The sequence below is a fragment of the Sphingomonas sp. H160509 genome (genome assembly GCF_024124765.2).
Lineage (GTDB): Bacteria > Pseudomonadota > Alphaproteobacteria > Sphingomonadales > Sphingomonadaceae > Sphingomonas.
Genome location: NZ_JAMXSR020000002.1, coordinates 174,462 through 192,713 on the forward strand (window position 1 = coordinate 174,462; position 18,252 = coordinate 192,713).

An 18,252-nucleotide genomic window follows, 5' to 3' on the forward strand; every position below is an offset into this window, starting at 1 on the left:
TTGGCAGCTGTTCGCCAGAGCTTATTGAGCGATGCCGCGACGCCGGTAGAACATCAATGCTGACAGGGCGGCTAACCCCATGACTGAACCGAGGGCACGAAGTTGGAGGATGTTTTCGGGTTCTGCCGCAGAATGCCCCCGAAACTGCCAAGAGCGAAACCAACAGCAAGAAATAGTCCAGCTACGCGAGCATGCGTCCGGTGCCCCAGCCACCCTACGACAGCCCACCCCAGAAGCCCGTAAATTAGGACGTTCGCGCAAACTGTAGCGACGGTGGGCATGCGGGATGTTTCCTCAGATAGTTGGCATCGTCGTAATGAACGGATGTCCGCTTGCAAGACTGCAAGTTGCTCACCGGAACGTCCGGCTTTGGGCGTTCTCGTCCGATCCGGCTTTCTCGAAATCGATCGGGAAAAGAGAAAATGTCGGCGTTCTCGCAACCTGCCCAGCCTTGTATTTCGAGAACCCTGACGCCTGCACCTATCCACCTCGATCACCCATTGACGTTGTCGGCGGGGCGGGGCTGATGATCATATGAGTATCGGTCCCATGTCCCTCATCCTCGGTCTGTTCGAGGCACAAATGCTTGTGCTGGCGGCTGCCATCATTGGGCAGGGCGGGATGGCGCGACGTTCTCTCGGAGCGTTGCTGATCGTCCTGTGCGGCGTGCTGACGCCGTTCACTATCGGCTATGCAGGTTTCTACGATCGATGGCCGTGGCTTTCGTTCGCGCCGTTCGCCGTTCCTCTGGCGATGGGGCCATTGCTCTACGCGCACCTGAACGCCCTGATCTTCGATCGCCCGATACCCCGTTGGCACGCCGCGTTACCGGTTGTTCAGTTCGCTTATCAGGCTGTCGCTTTCTGCCTGCCGCTCGATCTGCGCGACGCGTTCGACCGGCAGGTGCAACGCCCCTGGCTTGATCCAATCCTGGCGGCGCTGCTGCTCGCGTCGATGGTCGGATATGCCGTTGCAGCCCTGCGTGCGCTGCGCCGGCATCGAGGCTGGCTCGTGGCGCGCCGATCCGACCTCGCCGCGGCAAGGCGCGTGCGGGCCGTGCTGATCGCCTACGCCGCGATCGTGACGGTGCGGACGGGATACCTGATCGCTGATACGTTTATCGCGCCACTCTCTTACTTCGATATGTTCGGTTTCTACGTCGTGCTGGCAGTCGTCGGCAATTACTTGGCGATCGAGGGCTGGCGGCAGGTGGACGCCCGACCGCAGCCGATCGTGGAGCCGATCGAGCGCGACTGGCGGCCGATCGCGGCCGGGTGGATGGACCGGATCGAAGCGCATGGATGGTGGCGCGATCCGGACCTCGATCTTGCCGAGCTGGCCCGCAGACTGGGGACCAACACCGCCTATCTGTCCCGCGGCCTCAATGAGGGGCTGGGGCTGGGGTTCGCCGAAGCGATCAATGGGCAGCGCGTCGAGCATGTCGCCGCCCGCCTGCGGGGCGGCAGCGATGGCGATATCCTGACGCTCGCGATCGATGCCGGCTTCGGATCGAAGGCGACCTTCAACCGCGTCTTCAAAGAGCGGTTCGGCGTCACGCCTTCGACCTATCGTCGCGTCTCAACTGACAAAAATGACGCGGAACGCCCGAATTTGCAGCGCATCACCTGACCGGCATCGGCATCTCCTCGGGGCACATCCGCTCGGAGCAAGACCATGATACATCTCGATCGCCGGCACCTTATGACGGGAGCGTCGGGCCTAGTTGCAGCCGCCTTTCTGCCCGCTCCCGCCAAGGCGAACGATACGCTGCTGTCACCCGTGGCTATGCGATCAGATATCGCCATCCTGTGCGACGCCTATGCCAACCTGCATCCCGGCCTCTATCGCTATCTGACCCCGGCGAACTTCCAGCGCCAGCGCCAGTGCCTCGATCGCTTCGCTGCGACGCCCCATACGCTGGGAGACTTCTACCTGGCGCTGTCGGCGTTTACCGCAAGCGTGCGGTGCGGTCACAGCTTTCCTAATCCCGCCAACCAGACTTCGGCCGTCGCGTCGGCACTGTTCGGCAAGCCCGATCGCTTACCGTTCGCCTTCAGATGGCTGGACCGGCGCATGATCGTCACCGCCGATCTAGGCAGCGGGCATCATCTGCCGATCGGAAGCGAGGTCGTCGCGATCGACGGTATCAGCGCACGCGACATGCTGGCGAAAATGCTCCCTTATGCCCGCACCGACGGCAGCAATGATGCGCGGAAGGTAGCCGACCTCGGCATACCCGGCGATGCCGATGAGCCGACATTCGACGTGCTCCGGGCGCTGCTGTTCCCATCGTCCGGCCCCTCGGCCCGTGTCGTGGTGCGGATCTCTGGCAGAGGCGAAACGATCGTTTGCCCCTTGATGACGGCCGCAGCGCGGAACGGGGCGTTGCGCCATTCCTCCAAGGATTCCCCTTATGGCTGGACGTTCGAGATGCGCGGCCAGGTCGGCATCCTGACCATGCCCACTTGGGCGGTTTTCCATGAAAAATGGGATTGGCAGGGCTTCATCGACACCAGTCTGGACACCGCGGTCGATCGCCAGCTCTCGGGCATCGTCATCGACGTGCGCGACAACGGGGGCGGACTCGATTGCGGGGCGGCGATCATTGCCCGCCTGATCAAAGCGCCGCTATCCGCCGACAGCTATTCCCGCCATGTACGCTACCGCAAGATACCCGACCGGCTGGCTCCCTACCTCAAGACCTGGGACCGCAGTTTCAAGGATTGGGGAGCGTCGGCGATTGGTCCCGACTCGGCCGGCTTCTACACTCTGACCCGTCCCGGCGACGCCTCCGACACCGACACTATTCAGCCCAGGGGTCGCCGGTTCGCCGGCAGGGTCGCCGTTCTCGTCGGCTCCAAGAACGCTTCGGCCACCTTCGGCTTCGCAGGCCTCATGCAGCGTCAGCGGTTGGGAACGCTGGTTGGTGAGCAGACCGGCGGCAACCGCCGTGGCATCAACGGCGGTGCCTTCTTCTTCGTTGGGCTGCCGGAATCGGGCGTCGAGGTCGATCTGCCGCTAATCGCCTATTGGCCTGGGACACAGCAGCCGGATGCTGGAATCATGCCCGATATCACCGTGTCGGCCCGGACTGCCGATATTCAAGCCGAACGGGATATCGCGCTAATGCGGGCGGTCACCGTGGTAAGCTGAACAATCAGCCTTCCCAATTGGAATCGAATTTCAGGAATGGCCGGTATGGGAAGGAAAGCGGACCGGCCGCTTCCGGCACCACGGGTTGGATAACGTCCGGATTGATTGGTTATCTCAAAGCGATCCACATCACGCCGATAATGGAAGCGCTAAGCGTGATGCACGAAGCCGGGATTGCCAAAAACGCATATAGTGCGTTCGAGGACTTTCTGACCGATTCTGTTAAAAACCCGGCCTTGGCTTGTTCTAAGATTACCAGTATGTCACCGGGATCACACTCATAGTCCTCGGCCAATATGACTAGCTTGCCGCCACTGTGTAGAGGTAAGACTATCGAGCGCGCCGCACTTTTACTATTTAAAATCTGCAATACGGGTTTTCCCAAGGCGGACCAAGAATGGTAAAGCCTCGTGCCATTCACGGTCAGTTCTACCCCGTCTATAGTCACGCTGAGCAAATCAGGATTAGCTAACCGACGAAGCGTGCGCACTAAAAGCCACGTGAAGATAAGCGGTAAGGCTACCATGATCGCAAACATAGCAAGATCGGCGAGTTCTACGTGATGTTTACCGGCCAGGGCGTAACCGGAAATAATAGCTAGGAGCAGAAATGGAAGCAAAAATGCTGCAAGAACAATTGCTTGCGGCAGGATTTTCAGCCTGCTTGCCCTCAGTGGCACGGTGCGGTTTTCGGCGCTCATGAGCGACCCCTACCTAATAGTGGTTGCCGAAACCTTCTCTTGAGGACCTTGCTGATGGACGAGGGTTTACTCCATTTGCCGATCCAAATGATCGAATGGCTTATATCGGGAGCGCGGATCGCCGGCATGAACGTCTGGAGATGGGCGTTTTTGCCCGGGCCGGCTTTCTCGCGAGGGATCGAGTTTTAGGAATGTCCGGGTTGGGAAGGAAAGCGGCCCGGCCGTTTTCGGGGAGCGATCGGCGTAAGCGGACGTTCGTTCAGGCTGTGGGGTAGGGGATCAACCAGCCGCTTTCTGGCGCTCCCCAGTCAGACGGTATGCGCTTGACTAACTACGGGTAACCCGTACATGCTCTGGCATGCAGTCGGTCATCGAAACCAATGCCTACCTTGCGGCGGCGAAGGACGTTGGCATGAGTGCCGAGGAGCAGCAGATGGTGGTGGACCTGGTCGCTGCCAATCCGGAAGCCGGTGAGATCATGCCGGGGTGTGGCGGGGCCCGTAAGTTACGGGTGGCGCGGCCGGGTGGTGGCAAATCCGGTGGATACCGGGTCATCACCTATTATGCAGGCATCGATGTGCCGACGTTCCTGCTGACCGTCTTCGGAAAAAACGAAAAGGCCAACCTCACCAAGGGTGAGCGAAATGCCCTTGCCGCTTTCACCAAGACGCTGACCGACAGCCTTAGGAGGAAAAAATGAAGAGTGCCTTCGACAAGATCGCAGCCGGCCTCAGTGATGCTATTGCCCATGCCAACGGGGAAACGGGTCACGCAAGAGTAGCAGCGCCCATCGACGTGGCTGCGATCCGCAAACGTACGGGCAAGACACAGGATCAGTTTGCCCGCGCCTACCATCTCCCACTGGGTACAGTGCGGGACTGGGAGCAAAGCCGCAGCCAGCCAGATGCGCCGGCGCGAGTCCTGTTGTCGCTGATCAAAGCCGAACCAGACACCATCGAGCAACTCGTTCAGCGCGCGTAGCGTCCTGAACAAGAACGCAATGACGATGATGTTTGCCAGCAGAACGGCAAAGTGGCGGCAGCGTTCGACACGTGGGCCAGAAGTTATCAAGAGAGCCCTATGCTACGCTTAATCCACACCGCAGACTGGCAGCTCGGTAAGCCGTACGGTCGCTTCGACAGCGATGTCCGCGCAGCCCTTAGCGAAGCGCGCTTCGACGCGATCGATGCGATCGGCAAGGCAGCGGTCGAGCATAGCGCGGCGCATGTCCTGGTCGCCGGCGACGTCTTCGATACCGAGGGGCCAGAAGATCGCGTCATTGTGCAGGCAGTGTCGCGGATGCAGCGATATGCCTGCACGTGGTGGCTGCTCCCTGGCAATCACGACTTCGCTCGTAACAGCGGTCTGTGGGACCGTGTCCGCGCCAAAGGGGCGGCGAACATCCGCATCATCACCGAGCCCGAGCCGTGCGAGCTGGACCCTGGACACTGGCTTCTGCCGGCACCACTGACTCACCGGCACAACCTCGATGATCCAACAGCCTTGTTCGACGCGATGGAGACGCCGGGCGCGAAACTGCGCATTGGCCTGGCCCATGGCTCGATCCGTGACTTCTCGTCACGCGGCGAAGCGCAAAACCAGATCGCTCCCGATCGCGCCCAGCGCTCCAGCCTGGACTATCTGGCGCTCGGTGACTGGCATGGTGCGCTACGGGTAGATGCACGAACCTGGTATTCCGGCACACCGGAAACGGATCGGTTTCAGCGCGACGAACCGGGATACGCCTTGCTCGTGGCGCTTGAGCCAGGCGTCGAGCCGGTCGTGTCACCGATCCGCACGGGCAGATTCCAATGGTTGATGCGGGATTGGACGATTGCTGACGCGGATGGCTTCGTAGCCGAGTGCGATCGGCTGCTCGGCCCGATCGAACCGTCGGCGACGCTCCTGCAGCTGTCGCTGGCCGGGATCGTCAGCCTCTCCGACCGGATCGCGATCCTTGGCAGGCTCGACAATGACCTGCGCCATCGTCTGCGCCATCTGGCGGTTGCGGCAGACGATCTGGTCGGTCGGCCGAGCGAGGAGGATCTGGCAGATCTGCAGGTCGAAGGGATGATAGGAACGGCCGCGGCAAAACTGATGGGCATGATCGAGGCGGGGGGTGCCGACGCCGTCACGGCCAAGCGGGCGCTCGAACGCCTGTTTGTAGAATATCAGCGCGGACAGGACGCAGCATGAGCCTCAAGATCCGGCGCATCGCGCTGTCCAACTTCCGCAAGTTCCGTGATCCATTCGTTCTCGATGGGCTCACCGACGGCTTGAACGTCATCATCGAGCCCAACGAGACCGGCAAGTCGACACTGCTGGAAGCCATGCGCGCGGCCTTCTTTATTCGGCACAACACAGCCAACCGCCTGGCGCGGAGCTATACGCCGCACGGCGAGTCGGTCGCCCCGCAGATCGAGATCGGTTTCGAGGCGAGAGGCGAGGAGTGGCAGGTCAGCAAGCGCTTCCTGAAAGGTGCGTCGGTCGAGGTGCGTGGCCCGAACGGCCGGGCACAAGGCGAAGATGCCGAAGCCCAGCTGCAGGCATTGCTCGGCGCGCGGCGTGACACGAGCCAAGCCGGCGACGCGGCCGCACACGGCGCGCTGGGGCTGCTTTGGGTAGGGCAGGCCCAGGCGCTCGAAGTCACGGCTCCGGGTGACATAGTCCGCGACAGCGTGCGTGCGACGCTAGAGGCTGAGGTTGGCACGATCATGGGCGGCGCAGCCTACCAGCGTGTCCGGCCCCGGATCGACAGCCAGTTCGCAGACTATTGGACCACCACCGGCCGGCCTAGCGGTCGCCAGACGACAGCACGTATCGAGCATGACGCTGCCGAGAGCGCTGCGACCGAGGCGGCCACCCGGCTTGCCACCCTTGAACAAGGGTTCTCCGATCTCGAGGCAGCTCGGGCAAGGTTGAAGGTGTTGGACCGCGATCTTGCTGATACAACGGACGCAGATCGGCGAAAGGCTCTGGTTGGTCAGATCGACGTGGCGCGGTCCGCGGCGCAGTTGCGCGATACCCGACTGGCCGAGCAAGGCCGCCTTGCTGATCAGGTCAAGGGGCTGGCGGATCTCACCGCGCGCCTCGCCGATGCTCGTAAGGCCGTCAGTGACACGGCTGCGGCGCTAAGCAAGGCACGTGAGAAACGATCCGGCCTGGAAGAGGAATTGATCAGCACGCGTGAGCGAGCGGGTACGGCGCGTGATCGGCAGGCTACCGCCCGCGACAACCGGCGCAAGGCGCACGCGGAGCTCGACGGTGCCACGAAGTTGGTTGCTGCACGAGCACGTCACGTTGAGATCGCTCGGGTACGCCAGCGGCACGCCGAACTGCTGCCCCTCGAAGCCGAACTGCAGGCAGCGCGCGAACTTGGTGCGACCGTGATCCCCGCCAGCGTCATCAAGACGCTGGAGGATCGCGAACGTGCCGTCGACAAGGCGCGCGCGGCAGTCGAGGCGGGCGCGACCCGGATCGAGTTCGCGGGTGATGTCAGCGGTGTTCGGATCGACGGAATGTCGGCTGAGCCCGGTGACCGTACGCTATCGCGTGAGACGCGCATCCAGCTTGGCGGCGCCGAGCTGATCATCCGACCGCCAGCGGGGCTGCAAAGCGCCGAGACGGCTCTCGCCAACGCCCGCGATGATCTGGGCGCCGCGTTGGCCGACCACGGGGTGACGAGTGTCGCCGACGCGCGGTCACGTAATGAGGTCGCACGTGATGCTGTTGCCAACGTGCGGACGCTTGAAGCGCGGATATCTGGAATTACGCCGGCCGTGGCGTTGCTCGGTCTCGACGCCGGTGCTTCGGCCCTGAAGACCTTCATGGCAGGATTGCCGGAAGTCACTGAACGGGAGGGCAGTGAGGAAGGACCTGACGTCGACGCGCTGAGCGTGATCGCGGCGGAAGCGGATTCAGCGCTCGCAAGGGCGGAGGGTGTCGATGAGGCGGCGTCTGCGCAGCTGCGCGAGCTGGAGGCGCGCAATGCGCCGCTGATGGTTCAGGCGGCTAGCGCAGAGCGTGATACTGCCAACGCCGGAGCGCAGCTGGCTGCTCTGGAAGGCAAGCCTGAGGTAAACGGTCTAGATGAGGCTCTGCTGGATGCACGTCAGCGGGAAGCGGCAGCGCTGGTTAGTCTGCAGGACGCCGAACGTGCTGCGACAGCGCATGATGTAGCGGCGATCGAACGCCAGATCGGGGTGTTGGACAAACGTGTCGAGGTCGCCCGGACGCAGCGGGTCGATCTTGAGAAGGTGGTCGCCGGGCTCGAGGCGCGGATTGAGGCGGAAGGCGGCAAAGGACTGGCGGACCGCGCTGCTGCTGCGCGAGAAGAAGCGGATGCTGCGGCCGCCAACTTGGCGCGCGTCACGCAGGAGGCGGAAACGCTGAAGCTACTTCGCGACACGCTGGAAGGGGCGCGAGCAGAGACCTCACGGACGTTCGTGGGGCCGGTTGCGCGGCGCGCGCGTCGGCACATCGAACGGCTACTGCCTGGTTGCGATCCGAGCTTCGGGGATGATCTGGGCCTGACATCGATCGTGCGTGGCGGGCTCGGTGAGAATTGCGGCGATCTTTCCCGTGGCACCCAGGAGCAGCTTGCGGTGCTCACTCGGTTGGCTTTCGCCGACATGCTGCTCGAGCAGGGCGTGCCGGTGTCGCTGATCCTCGACGACCCGCTCGTCTATTCGGACGATGCCCGCCTCGATCTGATGACCGAGATCCTGACCGACGCGGCGTCGCGAATGCAGGTGATTCTGCTGACCTGCCGTGACCGCGCGTTCCGACATCTTGGAAACAGGGTAAATCTAATCGGAGCTCGGTGAAAACGACGACTGGAAGCCTGTTGGTAGAGATTGAAGCGTCCGCTTTCCGGCAGCGATCGTGCTAAGCGGACGTCTGTTCAGACGGGGCACCGTTACATTTTCGAGCACTAATGGTAGATGGCAACTACTGCTTTTGAGCACGACCCGGCACACTCGATGGTTTGCTCAAATTCCTTTGCTCGAGGCGCCAGTCCATCGGATCGATTTAGTTGAAACCCCACTTGCTTCGGCCACGGGACGCAATCATTCTGGCCGTACAGGGGAGGGGAAATGGCCAAGGATCTGATGAGTTGGGCTGCGGAGCAGCCTGACTGGGTGAATGACAGCCTTCGTCGGATCGCTGCGGCGGCAGATCATTCTGTTGCGCAGACGGATGCCGACTGCATCCTCGACAACGTGCGTGCCGCGGCCGGTGCCAGCTCTTCACCCCACCCCATGACTGCAATCGACGCCTCGCACCTCGGTGGCCCCTCGGGCGAGACGCGGCGGACGGTGCTTGCGCAGCTAGGTCCCGTGCAGAACATAGACCGCCTAGCCGGTGGTCAGAAGTTGCGCATGGCCGGTGTGGGCATCACTCTAGTGTATGGGGAAAACGGGAGCGGGAAAAGCGGCTACACCCGCATAGCCAAGCGGCTGTGCCGGAGCCTGACGTCGGATCAGCTGAGGGGGGAATGTCTTCAACGCCGGCGGCGGACCTATGCGGGTGCATGTGCGCTACCAGGTCGGCGACGATGCGGTGACCGAGATCGAGTGGGATCCCGCGACACCGCCTCCATCACAACTCCGCCAGATCTCTGTGTTCGACAGTCATAACGCCCGGCTCTACGTCGATAGCGGAAACAGGATCGCCTATCTGCCCCGCGAACTCGCAATCCTCGAACACCACGGCGAGCTGTGCCAGCGGATGGCCGCGAAATTTTCGGCGGACGAGAAGGTGCTCACGCCGCGGCTGCGCGTCGGGCTGCCGGCCGGATACACCCCGGGTAGCGTAGTCGCATTGACCCTCGCCAAGCTGGACTCCAGGGCCCCCTCGCTGCCCACCGAGGACGAGATCCGCAGACTGTCCGAGTTGAGCCAGCCGGACCTCGCCGAGCTTGCCCGCCTCGAAGCCGAGCTCGCCGCAGATCCGGTGGCCCTGGCGGCGACGCGTCGCCGCGCCGTCACTGTGCTAACGCGCGTAGGCCAGGTGCTGGCGACCCTACAAGACGGACTCTCGGAGACGATGGGCGAGAGGCTCGCGTCGGCCCGGCGCGAGCTGGGCCAAGCGGTGGAGGCAGAGAGGATCGCGGCGACTGTCAGTTTTGGGGACGAACCTGTAGCGAATGTCGGCGGCGAGTCTTGGCGCATCCTGTTTGAGGCAGCCCGCGAGTTCGCTGCGGCTGGCGTGGAGATACCGCCAGAGCGCCTGCCCGAGACGACCGGCGACCTGTGCCTCCTGTGTCTCGAGCCGCTAACCCCGCCGGGCGCTGCGCGGCTCGCCCGGTTCAATGACTTCGTGAGCGGCGAAGCTACGAAGCGCGCCGACGGCGCGCGCGATACCCTGAAGAAGCTCTTGGCGCAGGTCGAGCAGGTCAAGGTGCCTGAGGCAACCGTCGTCGAAGAGACCCTGTCTGGATACGGACAGCTCGACGCGACCAGGGCCGCGGCCGTGGTCGACCTCCTCAAGGCGCTGGCCGGATTTGAGGCAAGGCGCGCCGCACTTCTGAACGAGACGGCGACGCCGGCACCAACGCCGGAAGTTACTGGCCTCGTAGATACAGTCGCGGCGGAACTCACACGCCTCGAGGACGAGGCTGCGTCGCTCCAGCGGAACGCTTCGCACACCGAGGCGCTTGACGCCATGCGGACACGGCTGGCCGAACTCCAAGATCGGGCCAAGCTCGGGAATGACCTCGAGACGGTGCTCCAGCGACTGCGTGACGTCTCTGAGCAGAAGTTGCTGACGGTTTGTCAGGCGCGGGTAGCCACGCGGTCGATCTCGACGCAGATCACCGCCCTACGCAAGCAGCTAGTGACCGAGGAGCTCGAACGAAGAATTGCAGAGGAGATCGCCGCGCTCGACCTGACCCACCTCCCGTTCAAGGTTAGCGACTCCAGCTCCGGTGGGAAGAGCCTCTTCTCAGTTGGCCTGCACGGCGCCGGCGCGGTGAAGAACAACCAGGTGCTGTCAGAAGGCGAGCAGCGGGCGCTGGCGCTCGCGTGCTTCTTAGCCGAGATCGGAGGCGACGACGCGCGCTACGGAATTCTTGTAGATGATCCCGTCTCTTCGCTTGACCATCTGCGTATTCGCAAAGTCGCGCACCGTCTCGTGACCGAAGCGAAGAAGGGACGGCAGGTGATCATCTTCACGCACAACCTGGTGTTCTTTAACGAGGTGGTATCGGAGGCCGCCAGAGCAGGAGACGGCGCACCGCTGGTTAAGTCAGTCGTCGCTAAGACCCAATCCGAGGGCTTCGGCGTGATCCGGGAGAACCGCGAGCCCTGGGTTGCCGACCTTGGCGCGCGGATCGAGACGCTGAGGTTACGCGCGAAGGAGCTCAAATCCGTGACCGACTTTGACACGGACGAATACCGCCGGCAGGCGAAGGACTTCTACTCTGATCTGCGCGAATCTTGGGAACGGGCGGTCGAGGAGGTGGTCTTCGCGAAGACGGTTGTAAGGTTCGTGCCGGACGTGATGACCGGTAGGCTGAAGGAGGTGACCGTCACTGACGAAGACTACCGGACTATCTTCTTCGCGATGAAGCGGGCCTCGGAACGTTCAGGCCACGACATGTCAGCCGGCCGCGACATCCCGCAGCCGTCCCCGGACGAGATGGAGGCCGACCTTACGGTGCTCGACAATTTCAGAATCGAGCTCGGCAAGCGGCGGAAGGCGACGTCTGCAACGCGTTCCGCTCTCGAGAATCCTGTAGGCGCGACGCTGCTATAGGTGAGGCATTTGTCCGCTGGAGTTATAGTCATCAGGATGGCGGGTTTTGCCACTCTGGTCTGAAATTCTGAATACAGACAATCGCGGAGTGATTTGTGGCGACGCGCCCGAACTTGGCAAATTTGCGCGCAAGCTCGTAAGTGCGCGCCTACTGCCTACGCGTGAGGCTGGCGATGAATTTTCCAAGCTGTCGCTCGATCCGAACTCAGCGTAGAGGACGCTTTGCGCATCCGTTAATCGGCGAACGAGACCCGCTGAATCGATTGCAGGAGTTTGCGGCGCCCAAATCACTTCCGTGAACGAATGTCTGTTTTGGGCCGCACAAGTAGGCCCTGAATGACTGGGAATGGGGCCTAGCGCCTCGCCAGCAACGCTAACGCTTGGTGGAAAGCAGAATGGCCGCTTTCGAGCGAACCGTGGCCTGAGCGGACGTTCGTTCATACGGCGGAGCGGATTTAATGATTGAATCCGGCTCCAGACCCAGCGCGTTCTTCGGATCCGCTGGTCACGACGACCTATTGAGCTATGTATTTGATCAGGTGTTTCCTTTTCCGCCAAAAATCGATGCGGTGGACTCGCGAACGGTCATCCTCGCGGGTACCGTAACCGGGGTGGCGGTCGTTGGGCCGTTGACGTGAGCGGCGATGATGAGGTTGACGGCCAGCGCGGTGACTTCGGCGATCGGCTGGACGATGGCGGTCAGCGACGGATGCGCCAAGCGGATGATCGGGGTATCGTCGAAGCTGATCAGAGATAGGTCCCCTGGCACGGCGAGGGTACGCTCGCGCGCGAGTTCGAGCGTCGCTAGCGTCATCTGATCGTTGCTCGCGATGATCGCGGTCGGCGGCTCGTTCAGCGTCAGGAGTTCCGATGCCGCGGCGCGACCAGAGGCGTGGCTGAAGTCGCCGATCGCCAGCAGATCGTCCGTCGCCAGGCCAGCCGCCTGCATCGCCGCACGCCAGCCGTCGACCCGCCACGCGCTCAGCTCATATTCCGCCGGCCCGGCGATAAAGCCGATCCGCCGGTGGCCGAGGTCGAGCAGATGCTCGGTCGCGATCCGTGCCGCTCGCGTGTCGTCCATGATCAGTCGGATGCCAGGCCCGTCGGTCAGCGAGCCGATCCGTGCGAAGCTGATGCCGTGTGCCTCGAGCAGGTTGATGATCAGCGGATTGCCCGAATGCGGGGGCGTCAGGATCACGCCATCGGGTTGCAGTGCGGCGATCGCGGCCAGCAACTCGCGCTCGATATGGTCGCTATGCGTGTCGACGAGCTCAACGATCAGGCGATAGCCGTGTTCGGCGCAGGTCAGCATCCCGCCGAGCATCATCTGGTCGAACCAGTCGGTCCCTTGCCGCGCGCGCCAGTCGGCGATGGTTCGCTCGCGGTCGTTGAGCGCGAGGATCAGGTACGAGCGTGATCCGCCCATGCGTTGCGCGGCGATCGACGGGACATAGCCGAGCTTGTCGATCGATGCCTGGACGCGTTGCATCATCTCGGGCCGGACACCCGTTTCCTTGTTCACCACGCGGCTGACAGTCTGCAGCGAGACACCAGCATCAGCCGCGACATGCTTGATCGTTACCGCCTGACGCCGCCGTGCCATGCGTCTGAACTCAGGCTGCGAGGACGGGTGAGGGGGCGGGTGCGGCGCCGCAGTAGCGCGCGACGTACTCGGCATGCTCGGGCAACCCCGCGACGGTCGCGTTGGTGCCGTCGCGCAGGCCGCCGAGCAGCCGCGCCAGTTCGTCGTCGCGCAGCTTGGTCGCGATCGGGTGATAGCTCCGCGGGACGATGCCCTGGCCGAGCATCACCTGCACCCAGCTGTTCTCCGCGAACAGCTCCTCGTTCTTGCGGAACACGCGGCCGGTTTCGCGGAATAGCTCGATCTTGTGTTCGAGCGAGGCGGGGATCGGCATCGCCGCGCATTGCCGCCAGAACGCGCTGTCGCGGCGGTTCGTCGCCTTGTAGTGCAGGATCAGGAAATCGCGGATCTGCAGCATGTCGGTATGCTGCTGGTCGTTGAACTCGGCGACGTCGCGGGGGCTGACTGGGCCCGACGGGAACAGCCGCAGCAACCGCAGTACGGCACGCTGGATCAGGTGAATGCTGGTTGATTCCAGCGGCTCCATGAACCCGCCCGACAGCCCAATCGCGATGCAGTTGCGATGCCATTGCTGCCGCCGCGCGCCGGTCACGAAACGGATCACGTTCGGCTCCGTCAGCGTCTTGCCCTCGATATTGGCGAGCAGCCGGTCGAGCGCTGCGTCGCGGTCGAGATAGCGGCTGCAATAGACGATGCCGTTGCCGGTGCGATGCTGGAGCGGGATGCGCCACTGCCAGCCCGCATCATGCGCCATTGCCCGCGTATAGGGCAAGGCAGGCCGCACGCTCTCGGTCTGAATCGCGATCGCGGAATCACACGGGAGGTAATGCGTCCAGTCATCGAACCCGGCGTGCAGCCCGCCCTCGATCAGCAACGCGCGAAACCCCGTGCAGTCGAGGAACAGGTCGCCCTCGATCCGCGCGCCGGACTCGAGCACCAGCGCGGCGATGTCACCGCTCTCACCGTTCAGCTCGACCTGCGCGATCCTGCCTTCGAGGCGGCGCGTGCCGTCGGCCTCCGCCATCTTCCGGAGGAACTTGGCGTAGCGCGTCGAATCTAGCTGGTACGCATAGTTCATCCGGTCGTCGGGCAGATGCGCGAATTTGCCCTGCAACGCAGCACGCAGCTCGAGACAGTAATCGTCGTAGGGCTGCGCGTGACCCTTGGTCAGGCCGTGCAGCCAGAAATGCTGGAAGCCCGCGGACCAGTGATCCTTGCCGGTGATCCCGAACGAGTGGAAATAGCGCTCGCCACGATCCTTCCAGTCGTCGAACAGGATGCCGAGTTTGAACGTCGCCTGCGTCTCGCGCATGAACTCGGCTTCGTTGATCCCGAGCAGGCGGTTGAAGGTGATCATCGGCGGGATCGTCGATTCGCCGACGCCGACCGTGCCGATCGCATCGGATTCGACCAGCGTCAGCTCGATCGTGCTGCCCATCGTGCGCGCGATCGCGGCGGCGGCCATCCAGCCGGCGGTGCCGCCCCCGGCGATTACGACGCGGCGTATAGGGTGTTCGGTCATCGGCTGAGCGCTCTCAGGAGGAAGGCGCGGAGGCGACCCGCGGTGTCGGCGGTGAGCGGCGCGAGCACGCCGCGCGCCGCCTCGGGAATATGGTCCGTGACGTCGGGACCGTTGGCGAAGACATACTGGTCGAACATCTCGCGCCAATGCGCCTTCTCGTCCGCGGGCAGGTCGCGGATCGCCAGCATCGCGTGGTTGAGCGCATCCTGCGGCTGGCCGAGCCACCGCGGCGTCTCGCGCCACCAGTAATTCACCAGCACGTTGAAGTCGGACAGCCCCTCGACATGATGCCACCACATCGCGGGAATGTAGAGCGCGTCGCCAGCCTCCAGTTCCGCGACCTGGCCGTGCTCCAGCGCCTGTCGGAAACGGGGGTGTGCGGCGAAGTCCGGATCGTGGAAATCGACCATGCTGACCGCGCGCCCGGCCGGCGTGTTGTCGACCGGGCCGAGGTAGAGATTGCGGAACTGGTCGCGCGGGAAGACCGTGAAGCGGCGTCGCCCGACCGCGACGCAGGCGAGATTGTCGGGCACGTCGTTATGCGCGGCGATCCGCGTCCGGGTGCCCATCCAGATACTGGCGAGCGGCGTGCGGACGCCCAGCGCGACATGGTTCGCCTCGTGCAGCCCGACGAAGAATTGGTGCATGTCGATCGACGCGAGATAGATGGCATGCGCGTTGGCCACGCCTTCGTTGGCGTCGATCCGTGCGAAGATCTCGGGCAGTTTCGCGCGCAGCATCTGGAAGTTCATCGCGTGCGCGGCGTCGTAGAACAGTCGCCCGCCGCTGTCGGGCATCGCGACGGAGACCGCGAAGGGCAGGTCGCGGGCGTGGCCCCTGGATATAGTCGCGTGCCGCTCGCGACGATTGCAGTCCCGCGCGCACCATAGGCCAATCCGCGATCAACCCACGGCCAATGAACGGCGTGGTCGCTGCGCGCAGATGCACGTCCAAGTCTGCGGGATCGCGGATCTCGATCTCGCGGATGCGCGGCATGGTCGCAAAGATACCGGGATCGGCGTCAGCCACGCGTCATCCGCCGGTTCTTTCGCGCGATCAGGTCGCCGATATTGCCGAGCGACGCGAGCGCCATGAAGATCGGCATCAGGTACCCCGCGGCGTGCAGGTCGGCGACCGCGGCATCGTCGAGCGCGACCAGTCGATCCTCGTCGATGACGTGATAGCCGACCAGCCGGTTCTTCGAGCCATCGTCGAGCGTGACGTCCATCGTCAGCGGTTCGAGCAATTCGTAGCGGCGCAACGTGGCGAAGAAGTCTGCGGACGCGACATAGTCGGTGTCGAGTGCGCGGAGCTGATCGGCGATCCGTTCGAGATACGGCGTCGGCCGCCCGGTATCGTCGAACACGCGCGTGCCTTCGCGGGCGCCGATACGGGGGGCTGGCCATGTCGAGGTGGACCTGGCGGACGTCGCCCGCGCCGCGCCCCACCAGGAACGGCTGGCTGTCGATCGCGAGCGGGCGATAGCGCGCGTCCCATCCGGCGTCGGTCAGGAACAGGTTCTCGCCGGGCTCGAACCCGAACATTGCGAGCGCGGTAAAGCTGTCGCGCGTCTGGTCGAGCTGGAACAGGATCGGATAGTGCGTTTGGACGCGGCGAAACTCGCTGGGGACGGTGATGCAGGTCATCACCGCGTCGCCGAGCTCGGGCGTGCGCTCGGTGCGGATGCGCAGGTCGCGGTGGTCGTCGGCGGTGAGGATGACGTGGTCGGACATCAGGCTGATAATTCCATCGCAGGAGCAGTCGTATGCCGCAGGGCGTCGAGATACGCACGATTGCTCGGCAGGCCGGCAGCCAGCATACGCCTGCGCTGATCGATCTGTGCGAGCAAGGTTTCCGTGCGCGCCCGGTCCGCCGTCGCGATCGGTCCGCGGGTCGGCGGCGGAAAGCCCATGCCGTACAAGACATACTGATAGCTCGCGGCGGGGAAGATCTCGTCGATCATCGGGAAATCGGCGCGCGACGGTGGCTGGTGCCGCCACAGCGCCAGCAGTTCGACGAGGCGCGGGGGATAGAGGCGGCGTCGCGGTGATCGCGCCAATAGGGTTCGTCGCGTTCGCTGAGCACGTAATGTAGCTTGAGGAACTCGACGATCCGGTCCCAGCGATAGCGGAACAGCGTGTTGAAGCGGGTCGCTTGGATGTCCATCGCGCCGCGGTGACTGGGGAAATTATCGAGCAGCGCATCGAGCGACAGTTCGATCAAAACGATCGCCGAGGCTTCGAGCGGCTCCAGGAACCCGGCGGAGAGCCCGACCGCGAGGCAGTTGCGCTCCCAGAATTTCGCGCGGTGGCGGGACTGGAACTTGAGCTGGCGGAAGGTCGGCAGCGGCGCGTCCGGCGCGTCCGGCGCGGTGGCGCGGATATGCCGCGTAAGCGTGTCCGCCGCGGCATCGTCGCTCAGATGCCCGGAGGAATAGACGCAGCCGATGCCGCGCCGGGTGGGCAGGCCGATGTCCCAGATCCAGCCGGCGGCATGCGCGGTGGCGTTGGTCTGAGAGGCGATCGGGCTGCCGGCCGCGACGGGCATCTGCACGGCGAGCGCGCGGTCGTTGAACAGTTCGCGGTCGCGGTCGATCGTTGCGACACCGTAATGGTCGCCGATCAGCAGTGCGGCGTGGCCGGTGCAGTCCACGAAAAGGTCGCCGGCGATGGCGCCCGATGCGCGCGTGCGGACCGCGACGATATCGCCGTGCTCGGTGCCGTCGATGCCGACGACGTGGTCGCGGACGTGACGGACGCCGAGCCGCTCGGTCGCGTGACGCGTCAGCAGCGCCGCGAGCTTGCCGGCGTCGAGATGGTAGGCATAGTTCAGCGTGCCGGCATAATCGGGCATCGCCCGCTGGCGTGGTGCGAGGTCGTGATGGCAGATCGCGCCCTGCGCGCCGACCATGTCCGCGAACCGCCCGCCATGCTCCGACCAGGCCGAGACGAGATCGCGCGGGTCGCCGTCGACGGGGGCGGTAAAGGGGTGAAGATAGCTGTCGTCGGCCGCGCCCGTGCGCCAGCCGTCGAACCGGGAGCCCTGCTTGAACGCGGCATCGCAGGCGAGAAGGAAGTCGGTTTCGGTGATGCCGATACGTTCGAGCGTGCGACGCATCGTCGGCCATGTGCCTTCACCGACGCCGATCGTCGCGACATCGGGGGACTCGACGAGGGTAACGGAGAGCGGGCGCGCGGTGTCGCGATCGGCACGCGCGGCGATCAGGCAGGCGGTAAGCCAGCCGGCCGTGCCGCCGCCGACGATCACGATGTGCGTGATCGGGTGGTCGCTCGTGATTCCGGGGCCGGTATTCGTGGCCATCGTCCGTTTCCTGTTTCCCTATCTGCGCGTGCCAACTCGTTCCGTCCGCGGCGGTTGCGCCATCCTTGGCCGTCATTCTGACGAAAGTCAGGACCCAGGGTACCTGAAGACGGTCGTCATTGGCTCTGGGTCCTGACTTACGTCAGGATGACGGAGCAGTTCGAGACCGTCCATACCTCACGCTCTTCCCCCGCC

The 18,252-nt window shown here is 63.9% G+C and carries 14 protein-coding genes and 1 pseudogene; 7 read left to right on the forward strand and 8 right to left on the reverse strand.

From position 1 onward, the window contains the following. Nucleotides 1-549 precede the first annotated feature (549 nt). Nucleotides 550-1,629, forward strand: coding sequence for an AraC family transcriptional regulator (locus NHF48_RS02530; protein ID WP_253070111.1), 1,080 nt, complete (start codon nucleotides 550-552; stop codon nucleotides 1,627-1,629). Between the two features lie 45 nt (nucleotides 1,630-1,674). Next, nucleotides 1,675-3,153 carry a S41 family peptidase gene (locus NHF48_RS02535; RefSeq protein WP_263816650.1) on the forward strand — a complete coding sequence of 493 codons (1,479 nt, stop codon included), beginning with the start codon at nucleotides 1,675-1,677 and terminating at the stop codon, nucleotides 3,151-3,153. 109 nt (nucleotides 3,154-3,262) lie between these two features. Here the strand turns inward: NHF48_RS02535 and NHF48_RS02540 are convergent, their stop codons facing one another. Further along, the gene (locus NHF48_RS02540) at nucleotides 3,263-3,853 is read right to left on the reverse strand and encodes a hypothetical protein (RefSeq protein WP_253070113.1); all 591 of its coding nucleotides are present in this window, start codon (nucleotides 3,851-3,853) and stop codon (nucleotides 3,263-3,265) included. 358 nt (nucleotides 3,854-4,211) lie between these two features. Between NHF48_RS02540 and NHF48_RS02545 the strand changes: the two genes are divergently transcribed. The 5 genes from NHF48_RS02545 (at nucleotide 4,212) to NHF48_RS02565 (ending at nucleotide 11,611) form a co-directional block, all read left to right on the forward strand. Next, entirely contained in the window at nucleotides 4,212-4,553 is a 342-nt protein-coding gene (locus NHF48_RS02545) for a type II toxin-antitoxin system RelE/ParE family toxin (protein WP_253070114.1), read from the forward strand. Then, nucleotides 4,550-4,834 (forward strand): helix-turn-helix domain-containing protein, encoded by a 285-nt coding sequence (locus tag NHF48_RS02550; RefSeq protein ID WP_056485555.1) that lies wholly within the window; start codon nucleotides 4,550-4,552, stop codon nucleotides 4,832-4,834. The genes NHF48_RS02545 and NHF48_RS02550 overlap by 4 nt, the downstream gene beginning before the upstream one ends. 99 nt (nucleotides 4,835-4,933) lie before the next feature. Continuing rightward, the gene (locus NHF48_RS02555; protein WP_253070115.1) at nucleotides 4,934-6,049 is read left to right on the forward strand and encodes a metallophosphoesterase family protein; all 1,116 of its coding nucleotides are present in this window, start codon (nucleotides 4,934-4,936) and stop codon (nucleotides 6,047-6,049) included. Continuing rightward, complete coding sequence (locus NHF48_RS02560) at nucleotides 6,046-8,679, forward strand: AAA family ATPase (RefSeq protein ID WP_253070116.1); 2,634 nt, start codon at nucleotides 6,046-6,048, stop codon at nucleotides 8,677-8,679. The genes NHF48_RS02555 and NHF48_RS02560 overlap by 4 nt, the downstream gene beginning before the upstream one ends. 736 nt (nucleotides 8,680-9,415) lie before the next feature. Then, nucleotides 9,416-11,611 carry an AAA family ATPase gene (locus tag NHF48_RS02565; protein ID WP_263816651.1) on the forward strand — a complete coding sequence of 732 codons (2,196 nt, stop codon included), beginning with the start codon at nucleotides 9,416-9,418 and terminating at the stop codon, nucleotides 11,609-11,611. A 535-nt stretch (nucleotides 11,612-12,146) separates the two neighbouring features. Here the strand turns inward: NHF48_RS02565 and NHF48_RS02570 are convergent. From NHF48_RS02570 to NHF48_RS02590, 7 genes and pseudogenes are all read right to left on the reverse strand, one after another. After that, entirely contained in the window at nucleotides 12,147-13,214 is a 1,068-nt protein-coding gene (locus tag NHF48_RS02570) for a LacI family DNA-binding transcriptional regulator (protein ID WP_253070118.1), read from the reverse strand. 10 nt (nucleotides 13,215-13,224) lie between these two features. Next, nucleotides 13,225-14,736, reverse strand: coding sequence for a tryptophan halogenase family protein (locus NHF48_RS02575; protein ID WP_253070119.1), 1,512 nt, complete (start codon nucleotides 14,734-14,736; stop codon nucleotides 13,225-13,227). After that, the gene (locus NHF48_RS02580) at nucleotides 14,733-15,533 is read right to left on the reverse strand and encodes a cupin-like domain-containing protein (protein ID WP_253070120.1); all 801 of its coding nucleotides are present in this window, start codon (nucleotides 15,531-15,533) and stop codon (nucleotides 14,733-14,735) included. The genes NHF48_RS02575 and NHF48_RS02580 overlap by 4 nt, the downstream gene beginning before the upstream one ends. Before the next feature lie 224 nt (nucleotides 15,534-15,757). Then, on the reverse strand, nucleotides 15,758-16,102 hold the full coding sequence (locus NHF48_RS24515; protein ID WP_253070121.1) for a SapC family protein: 345 nt from the start codon (nucleotides 16,100-16,102) through the stop codon (nucleotides 15,758-15,760). 85 nt (nucleotides 16,103-16,187) lie between these two features. After that, nucleotides 16,188-16,469, reverse strand: a pseudogene (locus NHF48_RS24520) (SapC family protein); the annotation flags it as partial. Next, on the reverse strand, nucleotides 16,469-16,699 hold the full coding sequence (locus NHF48_RS24525; protein ID WP_342454548.1) for a hypothetical protein: 231 nt from the start codon (nucleotides 16,697-16,699) through the stop codon (nucleotides 16,469-16,471). The pseudogene NHF48_RS24520 and the gene NHF48_RS24525, both read right to left, overlap by 1 nt. Then, a complete protein-coding gene (locus NHF48_RS02590) occupies nucleotides 16,696-18,057 on the reverse strand; it encodes a tryptophan halogenase family protein (RefSeq protein ID WP_342454549.1) in 1,362 nt (453 codons plus the stop codon). The genes NHF48_RS24525 and NHF48_RS02590 overlap by 4 nt, the downstream gene beginning before the upstream one ends. Nucleotides 18,058-18,252 lie beyond the last annotated feature (195 nt).